Here is a 14,798-nt window from a genome sequence, read left to right on the forward strand (position 1 = left end):
CCAGTGAATATTCACTGGCTTTATGAAGTATAGGTGTGGATTTAATCACTACCAAATAAGTCACGGGTATAGACTTTTTCTGTAACGTCCGTTAACTCTTCTACCATACGGTTAGATACGATCACATCCGCCGTTTGTTTAAACTCATTCAAATCTTGGATCACGCGCGAATTAAAGAATTCTTGCTCTTTAAGTACTGGCTCGTACACCACCACTTCAATCCCTTTGGCTTTAATACGTTTCATGATACCTTGGATGGAAGAGGCACGGAAATTATCTGAACCTGCTTTCATGATCAAGCGGTAAATACCGACCACTTTTGGCTGACGCTTAATAATCGATTCTGCGACAAAATCTTTGCGAGTACGGTTTGCTTCTACAATTGCACCAATGATGTTATTTGGCACACTTTGGTAGTTAGCAAGAAGCTGCTTCGTATCTTTCGGCAAACAGTAACCACCATAACCAAATGATGGGTTGTTGTAGTGATTGCCAATACGTGGGTCTAAACCAACCCCCTCAATGATTTGGCGAGCATCCAAGCCATGAGCTTCTGCGTAAGAATCCAGCTCATTAAAATAAGCCACACGCATCGCAAGGTACGTATTCGAGAACAGTTTTACGGCTTCCGCTTCTGTCGAATCGGTAAATAGGACTTGAATGTCCTCTTTGATCGCCCCTTCAACCAACAGGCCTGCAAACATTTCTGCACGCTCACTGCGCTCACCAACGATAACACGTGATGGGTAAAGGTTATCGTAAAGCGCTTTACCCTCTCGCAAGAATTCTGGAGAGAATATAATATTCTCGCAATCCAACTCTTGTTTGATGCGTGCCGTATAGCCAACTGGCACCGTTGATTTGATCACCATGACCGCATCTGGGTTAATCGCCATGACATCTCTGATCACCGCTTCTACAGAAGAGGTATTGAAGTAGTTGGTGATAGGGTCATAATCGGTTGGGGTTGCAATAACCACATAATCAGCATTGAGGTATGCCAACGCTTTGTCTGTTGTTGCAACAAAGTTTAGCGACTTGTTTGCAAGAAAGTGCTCAATCTCTGCATCCACAATTGGCGATTGCTTATTGTTCAGCAATTCAACTTTTTCTGGGATGATATCAACCGCAACCACTTCATGATTTTGAGCTAACAACATAGCGTTAGAAAGCCCTACATAGCCGGTCCCCGCAACTGCGATTTTCATGGGTGAATCCTTAAGTTCAACTTTTACAAAAGCATAGCAGAATCAAGAAAACTGAACTAGATCTTAGGCTTTAGATTTTGGGCAATAGGGAAGTTAGGTCCTAGGGTCCTAGGGTCCTAGGGTCCTAGGGTCCTAGAAAGAGTTTGTTGGAGGTTTGAGTATTTCAATGGGTTTTGAGGAAGTTATTTGAATACGGGACGCTTCGCTTATGGAAACCAAGGGCCTAGGATAATAGGTCCTAGTTCCTAGAGGCGAGTTTGTTGGTCTCTCTGTGTATTTCTACGGCTTTTTGAGGAAGTTATTTGATTACAGAACGCTTCAAAGCACATCATCACCAATTATGTCATTCCAGCGAAATTAGGAATCTACTACCCACACGCAATTTAATCTGAGGTTATCACCTTAACTCTTTCAAAACTGGTCAGTAGATTCTGAATCACGTTCGTCCCTCACTGTTTAGAATGACAAGTATTCTTCTTATAATTCAAGAGCAAAGTTTGTGCATAATCCAAAAACCAAAACATTAGGTCCTAGAACCTAGGACCTGCTTTTTACCTAGGCCCTTTCTTTAACTCCCCTCGCACACTGACTAAATATCCACCACCCCAATGCATTAAATCAGTACCATATAATTGACATCATTTCTTAAGGACGAACCATGACAACAACCATCTGCGACCTTGCTAGTGTTATCCATCACGGTGGTAAACATACTGTGACGGGATCTTGCCATGAGCTAAAACTTTCTTTCGGAAGTATTCTGGTTGATTGTGGGCTTTTCCAAGGAAAGGATATTCAGTTTGGTGGACGCAATGCTTCACTGAATATTGAGTTCTCAATAAAACAGGTCAAAGCCCTAGTATTGACCCATGCACACATTGACCATATTGGACGCTTGCCCTGGTTACTTGCGGCAGGTTTTAAAGGCCCTATCTATTGCACCAAAGCGACTGCAGAGTTAGTGCCATTGATGCTGGAAGATGGATTAAAGCTGCAACTTGGACTCAATTACCATCAACGCCAGCAAGTACTCAATGTTATCAAAAAGCAGCTCAAGCCCTGTCTCTACCAACAGTGGCTGCCATTAGGTGGGCAGCACTATTTACGCTTTCAACCGGCTGGTCATATTCTTGGTTCTGCCTATGTGGAGTTCAAACTGCCCAACAGTGAAGTGATTGTCTTCTCTGGTGATCTTGGCCCTAGCAATACACCTCTGCTGCCCGATCCTAAATCACCAAAACAGGCGGACTATTTGTTTATTGAATGCACCTATGGGTACAAACAACATGAAGACGTTTCTACACGTACTGCGCGCTTAAACCACATCATTGACCATGCACTTAAAGATGGTGGCGTGATCCTTATTCCTGCGTTCAGTGTGGGGAGAACTCAAGAACTGCTTTTTGATATCGAGCAGTTGATTCATCAACGTGACTTACATTCCTCTCTGCCGATCATCTTAGACTCTCCTCTTGCTAAGCAAGTGACTAAAACTTATCGCCGCTTTAAAAAGCTATGGAGCACAGAGGCAAAAAACAAGCTAAACCATCAACGCCACCCACTTTCTTTTGAGCAATGCATCACGGTAGATAACCATCGAGCACATCTAGCCTTGGTTAACCGCCTAGCCTCAACGGATGAGCCTGCTATTGTCGTTGCGGCATCTGGCATGTGTGAGGGCGGGCGTATCGTTAACTATTTAGAGGCTCTGTTACCCGATGAGAAAAATGATGTGTTATTTGCTGGCTACCAAGCACAAGGTACGTTAGGGCGAGCGATTCAACAGGGAGACCCGGAGATATCCATTGGCGAACAACGTGTTGAGGTCAATGCGCAAATACACACCATGTCTGGTTACTCGGCCCATGCAGACCAAGCAGATTTACTGCGTTTTATTACAGGCATACCAACCAAACCGAAAGGCGTACACTTGATTCATGGAGAAACAAACGCGAAGCGAGAATTAGGGGAAATGATTGAACAGAATGGGGTTAAGGTTGTTGATTGATGGGGTTTTAGGTTTTTAGGGTCCTAGGTCCTAGGTCCTAGAGGGAGTTTGTTGATAGTTTTGCGATCGTTAAAGGCTTGATGGTAGTTGTGAGAGTACAGAACGCTTCGCTTCTCGATGACAGAAAAAGCGCCATACGCAACATCGTCATGCCTGCGAGCCTTGGCGAGACTAGGAATCTATTAGCTACACGCTGACCAGCAACGATTTAGAGTTAATGTTCCGCATTCTCTATGCCTTTACGAGGCTTACCGCATATACAAAAATGGGCACCATACTAGGTGCCCATCCTTTACTCATTGACCGCTTGATGAATATTTATTACCTCTTCATCAATATGGTTATGCTTCCAAACCAAATCGCCAATGCCATCAGTTGGATTAAAACCTGTTGGTGCGCTTAGTAGCAATGAACGAATTTTTTCATGGTCCATTCCGTGGCAGGCTAAATCAAGTTCATTGATGAGCGATTCATAATCTGACAACGATAAGTGTACTTCATGCGCCGTCATAATACGCTCATGAGCGGTTTGCTTGACATTATCGCCAATCAGCAACTCTTCATACAACTTCTCACCCGGTCGAAGCCCTGCAAACTGGATTTCAATATCACCATGTGGGTTTTCATGTGATTTAACTTCTAAACCCGAAAGCTGAATAAGATTGCATGCTAGATCGGTAATTTTTACGGATTCGCCCATATCAAGTACGAACACATCCCCACCTTTGCCCATCGCACCCGCTTGAATCACAAGTTGGGCAGCCTCTGGAATGGTCATAAAGTAACGCGTGATATCTGGATGCGTTACCGTTACTGGGCCACCTGCTGCGATTTGCTTTTTAAATAATGGGATTACAGAACCAGACGAGCCAAGCACGTTACCAAAGCGCACCATGCAAAAACGAGTGCCATTCGCTTTCTCGTTCTCTTGCTCAGCCAAAGCTTGTAAGCCAAGCTCCGCCATTCGCTTCGTTGTGCCCATTACATTGGTTGGGCGCACCGCTTTGTCGGTAGAAATTAGAACAAATGATTCGACGCCTGCTTTAATGGCCGCAGTAGCCGTATAGTAGGTACCGTAAACATTGTTACGCACGCCTTCGATGACATTGTATTCCACCAACGGGACGTGCTTATAAGCGGCGGCATGATACACAGTTTGTACTTTAAACGATGCCATGATGGTTTCTAGACGATGCTGCCTTTGTACCGAGCCTAACAGCGGAATGATATCGCAGCTCAACCCTTTTTGTTGCTTAAGCAGATTAAGCTCACGGTCAATTTGATACAAACCGAATTCCGATAACTCAAACAAAATGATCGATGTTGGGTTTTGCTCCACAATCTGACGACAAAGCTCGGAACCGATAGAGCCTCCGGCACCTGTCACCATAACCACTTTATCTTTGATGTTCGCCTCAAGAAGCACTTGTTGTGGTGCTACAGGATCTCGTCCTAGCAAATCTTCAATCGCGACATCTTTAAGCTCATCAATTTGTGCCTTACCGGATACAATATCCGTCATATCTGGCACAGTGAGCACCTCTACGGGTAACTTAGCAAGATCATCTAAAATCAACTTTCTTCGAGAACGCTTCGCGCTGGGTACTGCTAGCAATATCTGTGAAATGTCGTATTTATTGATGACAGGCATGACATCTTCTATTGCAAACACCGGCAAACCTAAAATCATGGTATTGCACAGTGTCGGATCGCCATCAACAAAAGCACGAACGCGATATTCGCCGGAGCTTCTTAATGCCATAGCGAGTTGACGACCACCGGAACCTGCGCCGTAGATGAGTACCTCTTTGTTCTGGTTATTCGCATAACTTTGCGCGACAAGAGAACGTACGATCACCCGAGGACCACCGCAGAACAGCGCTAAGAATGCGCCATAAATGATCGGCACCGTTCTTGGGAACGGATCACTCATGTAAAAGCTCAATGCTGCAACAACAGTAGCAGAAACTAATGCACCAGCGGTGACAACAAACAGAGCTTGAAAAGTGAGATAACGCAGTACTGCACGATAGAGCCCTAACCGCGCAAACACAATCACGGTGATCAAGGTGACAACCACTTGTATTCCCCATACTGCAGGGTAGGTAAAGTAATTGGTTTCACCTGAACGGACCAAAATTGCAAGATGAAAAGCAAGAAAAATCAGCACCGTATCAATCAAGACACTGACTATTCGCTTATTTGTTCGAGAAAGTTGCCATAAAAATTGTAGACGTTGCATAGTATTATTAGTTTTAGTAAGTATCAGCGATAAACCTAGTAAGTTTAGATCTACAATTCATATTGTTTTGAATTTTAGAGCGTCGTAACTAGGAAAGTTTTCAGTGAAGCGTAATGCACGAGCGCAGTAGATTGCAAATTGATATCGTGAATTCTTAGAAAGATATAGGAAAAAGAGTGGCAGATATACCACTCAATGTTCAATAGCTTGAGAGGTTATTTAACCGCGTCCCCAGAGCCGCTTCCTGTTACCGTCATCATGATGTATTTGAAGTAATCTTTGACTGTGAGCGTATCGATCATTTGCTTATCTGTTTTTGCAAGCAACGCTGGTGTCGACATATCAATGTTTTGTACTTGTGCTAAACCCGTAATGCCTGGCAATACTTCATAGACTCCCTTCGCATCACGCTCTGCAATGAGCTCTTCTTGATTGAACAAATTCGGGCGCGGTCCGACCAAACTCATTTCACCTTTTACCACATTAATCAATTGTGGGAGTTCATCAATCTTAGTTTTACGCAGAAAGCCGCCAAGTTTGGTAATAGAAGCATTGCTCGCTAAGTGGCTCGCCACTGACTTGGTTTCTACCGACATAGTGCGGAACTTGATCAGTTTAAACGGTTTTTTATTACGACCAACACGCTCTTGAACAAAAATTGGTGAGCCCGTATCAAATAGACCAATGATGGTAACGATGAGTAATACTGGCCATAAAAAAAGCAAACCAAAAAAGGCTGCTAGGAAATCAATTAAACGGATCATTTACTATTTTACTCCTGAGTCACGCAAAGTCGCCATTGCATGCTTCATTGTTAAAGGAGGCGTCCAACCCAACACCTCTTTGATGTTAGAAGAATCCACTTCTAAGTTACCATAAAGCTGCTCAATCATGGCCGATTTACCGGTAAGTTTACCTACTAAGCGCATTAGACTCACAGGCACTGGCAGTTGAATCACGTTTTTATCTAGTCCATCAGCAATGGCATTAGTAAACTCTTTAATCGAAACTGTCTCACCATCACTCGCTAAAAAAGTATGTCCCGTAGCGTCTGGGTGGGTTGCACAGGTAACCAGTAAATCCGCTAAGTTTTGGACGGCGATGAAATCTCTTCGGTTATTAGCCAAGCCAAAAGGTAATACCGGTAATTTATTAACTAACTTCGTTATCATCCCAAAATTACCTGGTGCGTTAGGGCCATAAACTAAAGTAGGCCTGACTATAACGACTTCTAGGCCTGTTTCTTCCGCTATTTTCTTAAGTCCTAGCTCTGCTTCATATTTAGATTGGGCATAATCATTATGCGGATTAAATGTCGAGTCAGGAGCGAACCGTTCAAGCTGTGTTGTGACTCCATTCACACCAATAGAACTAACAAAAACAAAGCGTTTTACGCCAAATTTGGCGGCCTCACTTGCTAAACGCAAAGTTCCTTCTGTATTTACATTGATGTAGTCTTTGCTTGATGTCCCTATCTTATGGGCAATGCCTGCTAAATGTACTATCGCATTGACATCATAAAAACACTGAACCCAATTCGTATTCGCATCAATACTATCGACTATAAATTTATCTTCAAATTCATAATCCTCACCTTTACGCACAACACAACGGCAATCACTATGTATCAGAGCTAACCGTTGACCAACAAAACCTGTGGCCCCTGTCAGTAAAATTTTCATTCTATAGCCTAAGATTTGAAATGTTCATATAACTTGTTAATCATTTGTTCGAAGTTAAATTCATTTCTGTATTTTTCATAAGAATTGTCACCCATAATTGCGAGTTCTGTTTTGGTTTTGGAAAGCACATCCACAATAACCTGAGATAACGCTTTAGGGTCTGATGGGGGAACCAAATAACCAGTAACTCCATCTTCAATTAACTCACAAACGCCACCAACATTTGATGCTATAATCGGTTTTCGATAAGACATTGATTCGATGAGAGACAAAGGCAATCCTTCAGACTTTGAAATAAGAAAAACCAAATCACACTCTTTATAAAATTCACCCAACTTTTCTTTAAAACCTAAAAATTTAATTTTTCCCGAAAGGCCTAATTCAGCAGTTTTATGCATATAATATTCAAACTGGTCACCATCTCCCAAGACTGTAATAATCCAATTACTATGAACTAGCTCAACCTCTTTCATTGCAGTTAGAAGCGTACTAAAATCTTTGGGATGCTGAAAACGGGTGACAGTTAATAGATTATACTCAGCATTGCATGACATTTTTTTACATGTAAGTGGATCACGCACACCACTATATATGAGACTTGTTTTCTTTTTAGATATCATCAATTGTTCATTGGCGAAGTCCAAGTCTTGCTTTGAAATACAGATTACCTTATCACAAAAGAATGACATTACATTCTCGATAACGCTGTATAATTTTCGCCCAAATAGACGAGATGAGCGAATGTGTGACCACCCGTGAGCAATAAATATGACTTTGGTGTTAACACCGATTAGTGCAAGTCGCCCTACAAGACCAGCTTTAGCTGAATGAATAACAACGACTTCAGGTTGTAAAGATTTAACAAGATCACGAAAAGAAAATACACTTTTCAGATCATTAAAAAAAGAGAACTCTCGAACAATAGTGTCTAACCTTATATATTTTAAACCTATTCTCTCAACTTCTTTACTAAAAACACCGTATCCACCAGCAACTATCGTGACTTCATGACCATCTTGCTGAAACCTATCAGATGTTTCTAGAATATACTTTTGAGCCCCGCCTACAGTATCTGATCTAGTTATTAATTGAATGATTTTCATATTACCCTACACTGCCTTAAACCAAATTCTCAAAAACTACTAACTAAGCACTATCCATAAACACTCTTGTAGGGCAAGATTATGACCCCTTACCCTGCAAGGACTTGCGATAGATAAGCGTTATTTCTATTCGCTTTCTTTTGCTTCCGCTTAATACCTGCTTTAAAGCTAGTTTCTGCCGTTAACAGATTGAGAGCAATGTGCCTAACAACTGCAAAATTCTCTCCTGCCAGTTCTCGACGTATCCTACAACTATCTTCATTGAAGCCGACATCCAACGCCAGTGCATTTGGTTCTCGATACTCCAATGAGCCCGAGTACTTTCCAATAAGTTTTTAGCAGACAATTCCGCTGAGCTAATATAACTCTTTATCTGCACGTCTCTGCTGGCCTACTGCCTTCTTGTCTTATCGACACCACGACACCGACAGTTTTCAATCCCGGCCATTCAAGTGCGATATCTCCAAGTAAAGACATATCGTGCTCTACTAAACTCAATCGAGTTTCTAAGCGTCCATGGCCTTTCTCTTGGGTGACATATTGGTCACCATCAAACTGCTGTAACATGCCTGAATGGAACACTTGGTTTAGCGCTTTTTGATTACCCTTTACTGCTAAGAGGTAGTCAGAACCTTTGTCCCTGATTTTATTAGCAATGTTTTTTTGGCAGCCCATGGCATCAATGGTGACAAGGCATCCTCTGATTGAGAGTAACTCTAATAGCTCTGGAATCGCTTTAATCTCATTGGTCTTATCTCCTGTTTTGACTTGCCCTAAAACAGTTTGATTTACTGCGCTAAATGCACTGACCATATGAATTGCAGAACGTTCTTCAGATTTATTATAAAGGCCGCGAACGGTTTTACAATTTATCGCCACCACTTCACCATCTGTAATTTGATTACAATCTTTCAGCCCCTTTTGCGTCGCTGATGGGCTCACCATGCCCATGACGCAAGCGATAATATACTATTCTCAATATCACAAAGGGGTTTAAGAAATTCGGTTCAGCATTCAACAAAATCAAAGGTTCTTTCCCACGTATCAAAACCAGATAGCTCACCACAGATCGTAAAAGATCGATAATCTTTTATCAGTTCGAAATACATAAATGGGTTCGTTATTGTCATCACAATCTGGCTCCGATTAAGTACAGAAACATTAAACATCAGTCAGAATGATGTACAAATTGAGCTAAAATGAGTTTCCAGTGTTGTGATGAATGTTGAAGAAATGGCTTGTAAATTAGAAGATGCCAATTTGACGTAAGCCCTTAAAGAAAGGGCTCGTTCATGCGATTATCCAGCAAGCACAGTCTGCCTTTTCACTCTCAACTCATCGGAATACTTCATTCAATAACCAATTATTAATGTCATTCAAACAGTAGAATCAATAAAAGTTGGGACTATCACCTTTAACTAAATTACTATATAGTGCTATATACTTTTCTGCAGCAGAGTCTAAAGAGTAATGTGCCAAAACTCTACGCCTCGCATTTATGCCCATTTCTTTCTTAGAAGCGCTACTTAATTCGATCGCTTCAGTTATTTTTTCTGCAAGCCATACAGAATTCTTAGGCTCAACCAAAAAGCCACAATCCCCAACAACTTCCCTTACACCACCACAATCAGTGGCTACAACCACTTTTTCACAAGCCATAGCCTCAGCAACAGCGAGCCCGAATCCTTCAAACTCAGATGACAGAACAAAAATATCGCTATCTGAAATCAGTTCAGCAACATCCTTTCTTGTGCCCAAAAATGACACATGGGTTTTAATTTCCAGCGTATCAACAAGAGAATTCAATTCAGATTTCAGTGAGCCATCCCCAACTATTTTTAGATGAATTTGGGGATATACAATTTTAAGTTTAGAAATAGCTCTCAATAAATTAGGATAGTCCTTTTCTTTACACAGTCTTCCAACAGCTATTAATCGAATTTTATCGTGTCTATTAGGAGAGTGTCGTGGGTAAAAAATATTAGCATTTATTCCGTTCGGAATAGCGATGATTCGCCCCTTCCTGGCTGCACCTTTAGCAATAAAAACATCTGCAGCCTCATTGCTTACATTTGTAAACATATCGCAAAAACGGTCAGTAAACCGATAGGCTAACATTCTAATATACCCCCCCTCATTTGTACTATGAGCCGTACAAATCAACTTAGGCCCTAATGGAAAAACGTTAACTAATCGTGATAATAAATTGGCATGAATCATATGACTGTGTACAACATCCGGTTTTAACTCAAAAATCAAACGCCTTAGCTTCATATAACCCGAAAATATATCTTTATAGCCAAACATTTCTAAAGAAACAATATCCACTTCTTTAGAGTTAGGTCTAAGAAAAATATCTCCTGTCAAATAAACGATTGTAACTCGGTATCCTTTATCTACATAAAAATCAGCTAAATTTATAACTAAATTTTCTGCACCTCCCATTCCGAGCCCTGTAACAACAAAAAGAATATTCATCACTTTCCTCTAAAGAACCCAACAACCTTAACAATATGACAATATGTATAAAACGAATTCTTCCATTTCAAAGAAATCAATAAGTTATACATTGGAGAAAGAAAGCCTCGAAATGATGGTGTCACACGTAACATTACTCTTGTAGATATACCATCAGCCTTAAAGCGTTCGACAGCCCATTTTTTTTCATAACGAGTACGAGGAAATTTATGTATAACACTTGCATTTCCCAAGTACATAGATTTTTTATCTAAAAAACCCAACCTTATTAAGAACTCGGTTTCTTCACCAGATAATAAGTTGTTTCCAATTCTTCCCAATCTAGGGTCAAAACGTTCCGATCCTACCGCTTTCATCGAGAGAATCATATTAGCGCCCACTGGTCCAACTCTTGTCGGATAAACTTTCAAATCCGTTCCAAAGTCTTGTAACGAGTAAAGTCCCCAAAAAGCGCTATCAAACCAAAGAGGAAGATCGACCTCAGGATCAGGAATTATTCGTCCACCAAAAAATTCAATGTCAGGATTATTCTTAGTTGCAGTTACTACATTATTTAGCCAATTCTCACATGGTACTGCATCGTCATCGATGAAACATATATAGCGACCTTCGGATAAATCTAAAGCAGCGTTTCTGGCGTGCGATAATCCAGCTTTTTCTTCGAAATGATAACATTCCAATAAATTATTGAATTTTACGACATTTTTAGTATTATCCGAGGAGTTGTTATCAATAATAATTACTTGAATGTCAAATTCACAATTTTTAATTTGCTTATTTAAAACACTCAAAGTTTGATTTAAAATATCACATCGATTATATGTGCATATTGCAACTGTTAAATCATAAGAATAGTCCATAAAAAAAACCTTTAAAACAATAAAAATAACTCTTGATACTTAAGCTACCGTTCAACAGCAATGACTTGATCCCCCTCAAAAAAGATAACGCAAAATCAGCCCGATATCGCCTTGGTATATATCCCTGCCTTGCCAAAAAAACACCATTCCTAGAGGAGTAGAAATATCGAATGGGTGTGTGTCTCACATATTCTTTATTATTTCGCTTAACTCCTGGCTTACCAAACTCGTGCTTCATTTTTATATTCTTTAATATTAAATTTTTGTAGCCCGATGCCCTCAAGCGGAAATGGAAATCATATTCAACACAGTCGATAAATAACTTTTCATCCATACCCCCCATCGCCAAATAAACATCTTTTGAAATCAAACATCCTGATGATTGTATAATATCGGTATCAATAAAAACATCAGAAGCTTCATATATATATTTGTCTTTTATGGCTAATTTATCCACAAAAGGGGCAATCACACCAAAATTAACGTTATTGTTTATTTTCTTATATTCTAAAATTCCAATTAAGCTTTTTGCAGAAATAAAACTATCTTGATCAAAAAAGAAAATTTCGTTCTTAGTGGAATACTCAACACCTATGTTTTGAGCCTTAGCAATACCTTCATTGAATTTCAGCCGTATTAATTTCACCTTATCCATAACTGTGGAAAAGTCAAAACTTGAACTTGCATTATCAACAATAATTATTTGAATCCCATCAACCGTAAACAATTCATCAACAAACCTAAGCAATGTTTCACTTGGGTTATAAGTAACAATCACAACACTAAACATTAAATTTCTCAAACTTTTGCTTATTTAAAAAGAAAATTCTAATCAAGATAACACAAAAAATTATTTTAACATTCCCCGTCAAATTCATCATCAGCGTTTCAGTTAGAAACTGTAGAAATAAAGATCCTGTCATTGATGCATAAATAATAAACATAGTAGTATATTTAGACGACATAATAAATGTCACACAATAAAATAACACATATATCACTCCACCTAATATAATCCCTCCTTTTCCAAAGTCAGAGATAAAAGGCTGAAGAGCTGTGTAAATATTGGTTTCCTCGGGGGTAAACGTATATGGCAAGATTCCTGATATAGGTTCAGATGAGCTTAAACCAAAAAATCTCAAGATATTATAGAAAGAAGAAAAAGTATATTCTCCTAATTGATTTTTATCTACAGTTGTTATCGTAACATCGTTAAGAGCAACTATAGGAGCAAATAAGTACGAAACGATCATATCTTCAATAACAGAAGCATTTCCGGCGTTATTAATACGAGCCTGAGTCATTATAAAAAACATGAAGAGAATTATGATTGAACCAAAAAACAATTTTTTTAATGACTTAAAACCCTTATTATTAACATAAATAACAGATAAGCTAACAACATAATTCAGCAACCAAAACTTACTCATAGTTGCTAGGACATACAATATAGAGAAAGTTAAGCAGAACAAGAATATTTTAGAGTAACTCCTACTCTCCAAACTAATATAGAATGTCCAAAGCAATAAGGCATACATGAGGGGATAGAATGCGCTAACTATTGATAACTGATTGCTTTTAATTGAACCAATAGCCACCATTCTCAAATTTAGAAAAAAAGACGAACTAGAAGCAGTATTTCCTATAACATAAATATCATAAGTTATCTTTAATACCAATAAAACACTAAACAACAATAATATAGGGGCATATTTGTTCAAATGGTAACTATCTGTTGATCTGCTTTTTTTAGTAAAAAAAGACCCAGTTAGGAAAAATAAGTTTAGCCCAACACACCAAACAGATATGGTTATTATCACCCAAGATTCAATTTCATTAAAATCATCAATCTTTGTTAGACCAAAGAAAATTGGTATAAGCCAACATAAACTATTAATAACTACTGGTGATACCAAATGTATTGTTCTGTATTTAGCAAGATACAATTCTATAAAAATAAAGAAAAGCAAGACTAGTACAGATATATATAAATACTCACCCATTATTAAAATACTTCATCAAAGCATAATCCAATATCATCCTTAAACTCCAAACGATAGCAGCGCCGACGATCCCAAAACTATTAACAGCAAGAAACAACGCAAAAATATAAGGTAAAATTTCAAACAAGTGGATCTTAGATATTATTGCGGTTTTGCCTTTTGATAATAACTCTGTATAGGGTTTTTGGGATAAGGCATTAAACCAAAAACCAATTAATAGCCATTGTATTATATTGGATGTTTTCTCAACATAAGCATCACCAAGCCAAATTTTAACTATTGTGGGTGATAAAAAGAAAACAAATCCACTAACCGTCAAAAATAGCATCGCTATCGATATATATAATCTTTCATCAATTTTTTTGCCACCATTTATTTCCGTAAATATGACACGATATATTGATTGAGGAAGAATTGCCATTTTACCAACAAGATCCAACGCCATTGTATAATAAACCACTACGTTTGCACCGAGCACGCTTGATATAATAAATCGATCTGAATAAAGGAGGCCTTGATTTATCAAATTACTCAATCCAATCCACTTTCCAAAAGAAAATAACTTCACAAGTATATTTTTATCAAAGAAATTTGGAGTTGGAAATAATGTGATTTTCTCTATATAAAACACAAAGATAAGAACAAGAAAAAAGAATATCTTTGTTATTGCAAAAGCAAATATCAAATCACTTAACGAATATATGCCTAACGAAATCATAAAGCATGGCATTAGAGCCGTTAGCACATTATTAAACACTCTTATATACATCAATAATTTATATTTAGAAAACCCTTCTAAAACTGCTTGCATTAAGTTTAGAGTTGTCACTAAAGGAATTATTACACCAATAATTTTAAACGACAGACTTGCATCATCAATATAGCCTTCGCTTACATTTACCAAATCAACAAGATGTTCAGAGAATACTAAAATAATAGTAGATGGTATAATCGATAATATACACATAGCATAGAGTAATGTTGTAAATATTTCGTTTATGCTTTCCACTCTATCTTTAGAAGACAATCTCCAAATGGCTGATTGAGAGAGCCCAAAATCAAATATCATTCCATAGTTTAAAAATGTAACAATAAGCACATATAAACCTAGAACTTCCGCATCTAAATATCTTGATAAAACCCCCATTGAGATAAACATAAACAAAGCGGGGATAACAAAACTAATTAAGTTAAAAATTGAGTTTTTCATAATT

11 protein-coding genes and 1 pseudogene are annotated in these 14,798 nt (G+C 38.7%); 1 reads left to right on the plus strand and 11 read right to left on the minus strand.

What is annotated here, in order from left to right:
• Window positions 1–41: 41 nt before the first annotated feature.
• On the minus strand, window positions 42–1,208 hold the full coding sequence (locus tag KHN78_RS06525; protein WP_211915519.1) for a nucleotide sugar dehydrogenase: 1,167 nt from the start codon (window positions 1,206–1,208) through the stop codon (window positions 42–44).
• Between the two features lie 658 nt (window positions 1,209–1,866).
• Between KHN78_RS06525 and KHN78_RS06530 the strand changes: the two genes are divergently transcribed.
• Window positions 1,867–3,216 (plus strand): MBL fold metallo-hydrolase RNA specificity domain-containing protein, encoded by a 1,350-nt coding sequence (locus tag KHN78_RS06530; protein ID WP_211915520.1) that lies wholly within the window; start codon window positions 1,867–1,869, stop codon window positions 3,214–3,216.
• 292 nt (window positions 3,217–3,508) lie between these two features.
• Here the strand turns inward: KHN78_RS06530 and KHN78_RS06535 are convergent, their stop codons facing one another.
• The 10 genes and pseudogenes from KHN78_RS06535 to KHN78_RS06580 form a co-directional block, all read right to left on the minus strand.
• Complete coding sequence (locus KHN78_RS06535) at window positions 3,509–5,458, minus strand: polysaccharide biosynthesis protein (protein WP_211915521.1); 1,950 nt, start codon at window positions 5,456–5,458, stop codon at window positions 3,509–3,511.
• Between the two features lie 215 nt (window positions 5,459–5,673).
• Window positions 5,674–6,222 carry a sugar transferase gene (locus tag KHN78_RS06540; RefSeq protein WP_211915522.1) on the minus strand — a complete coding sequence of 183 codons (549 nt, stop codon included), beginning with the start codon at window positions 6,220–6,222 and terminating at the stop codon, window positions 5,674–5,676.
• A gap of 3 nt (window positions 6,223–6,225) precedes the next feature.
• Window positions 6,226–7,140, minus strand: coding sequence for an NAD-dependent epimerase/dehydratase family protein (locus tag KHN78_RS06545; protein WP_211915523.1), 915 nt, complete (start codon window positions 7,138–7,140; stop codon window positions 6,226–6,228).
• 8 nt (window positions 7,141–7,148) lie between these two features.
• Entirely contained in the window at window positions 7,149–8,243 is a 1,095-nt protein-coding gene (locus KHN78_RS06550; RefSeq protein WP_211915524.1) for a glycosyltransferase family 4 protein, read from the minus strand.
• Window positions 8,244–8,332: 89 nt separating this feature from the next.
• Window positions 8,333–9,376, minus strand: a pseudogene (locus KHN78_RS06555) (ISAs1 family transposase).
• Window positions 9,377–9,632: 256 nt separating this feature from the next.
• Window positions 9,633–10,721 carry a glycosyltransferase gene (locus tag KHN78_RS06560; RefSeq protein ID WP_211915525.1) on the minus strand — a complete coding sequence of 363 codons (1,089 nt, stop codon included), beginning with the start codon at window positions 10,719–10,721 and terminating at the stop codon, window positions 9,633–9,635.
• Window positions 10,721–11,581 (minus strand): glycosyltransferase, encoded by an 861-nt coding sequence (locus KHN78_RS06565; protein ID WP_211915526.1) that lies wholly within the window; start codon window positions 11,579–11,581, stop codon window positions 10,721–10,723. Before KHN78_RS06565 ends, KHN78_RS06560 begins: the two co-directional genes overlap by 1 nt.
• Window positions 11,565–12,371 carry a glycosyltransferase gene (locus KHN78_RS06570; protein WP_211915527.1) on the minus strand — a complete coding sequence of 269 codons (807 nt, stop codon included), beginning with the start codon at window positions 12,369–12,371 and terminating at the stop codon, window positions 11,565–11,567. Before KHN78_RS06570 ends, KHN78_RS06565 begins: the two co-directional genes overlap by 17 nt.
• Window positions 12,364–13,584, minus strand: coding sequence for an O-antigen polymerase (locus tag KHN78_RS06575; protein WP_211915528.1), 1,221 nt, complete (start codon window positions 13,582–13,584; stop codon window positions 12,364–12,366). The genes KHN78_RS06570 and KHN78_RS06575 overlap by 8 nt, the downstream gene beginning before the upstream one ends.
• Window positions 13,577–14,794 carry a flippase gene (locus tag KHN78_RS06580; RefSeq protein WP_211915529.1) on the minus strand — a complete coding sequence of 406 codons (1,218 nt, stop codon included), beginning with the start codon at window positions 14,792–14,794 and terminating at the stop codon, window positions 13,577–13,579. The genes KHN78_RS06575 and KHN78_RS06580 overlap by 8 nt, the downstream gene beginning before the upstream one ends.
• Between the last annotated feature and the right edge of the window lie 4 nt (window positions 14,795–14,798).

The organism is Vibrio sp. B1REV9 (genome assembly GCF_905175395.2).
GTDB classification, from domain to species: domain Bacteria; phylum Pseudomonadota; class Gammaproteobacteria; order Enterobacterales; family Vibrionaceae; genus Vibrio; species Vibrio alfacsensis.

Coding starts and splice junctions, on each gene's coding strand:
- KHN78_RS06560 (WP_211915525.1), bottom strand. CDS start 10,721: ATGAATATTCTTTTTGTTGTTACAGGGCTCGGAATGGGAGGTGCAGAA.
- KHN78_RS06535 (WP_211915521.1), bottom strand. CDS start 5,458: ATGCAACGTCTACAATTTTTATGGCAACTTTCTCGAACAAATAAGCGA.
- KHN78_RS06525 (WP_211915519.1), bottom strand. CDS start 1,208: ATGAAAATCGCAGTTGCGGGGACCGGCTATGTAGGGCTTTCTAACGCT.
- KHN78_RS06570 (WP_211915527.1), bottom strand. CDS start 12,371: ATGTTTAGTGTTGTGATTGTTACTTATAACCCAAGTGAAACATTGCTT.
- KHN78_RS06530 (WP_211915520.1), top strand. CDS start 1,867: ATGACAACAACCATCTGCGACCTTGCTAGTGTTATCCATCACGGTGGT.
- KHN78_RS06565 (WP_211915526.1), bottom strand. CDS start 11,581: ATGGACTATTCTTATGATTTAACAGTTGCAATATGCACATATAATCGA.
- KHN78_RS06580 (WP_211915529.1), bottom strand. CDS start 14,794: ATGAAAAACTCAATTTTTAACTTAATTAGTTTTGTTATCCCCGCTTTG.
- KHN78_RS06550 (WP_211915524.1), bottom strand. CDS start 8,243: ATGAAAATCATTCAATTAATAACTAGATCAGATACTGTAGGCGGGGCT.
- KHN78_RS06575 (WP_211915528.1), bottom strand. CDS start 13,584: ATGGGTGAGTATTTATATATATCTGTACTAGTCTTGCTTTTCTTTATT.
- KHN78_RS06540 (WP_211915522.1), bottom strand. CDS start 6,222: ATGATCCGTTTAATTGATTTCCTAGCAGCCTTTTTTGGTTTGCTTTTT.
- KHN78_RS06545 (WP_211915523.1), bottom strand. CDS start 7,140: ATGAAAATTTTACTGACAGGGGCCACAGGTTTTGTTGGTCAACGGTTA.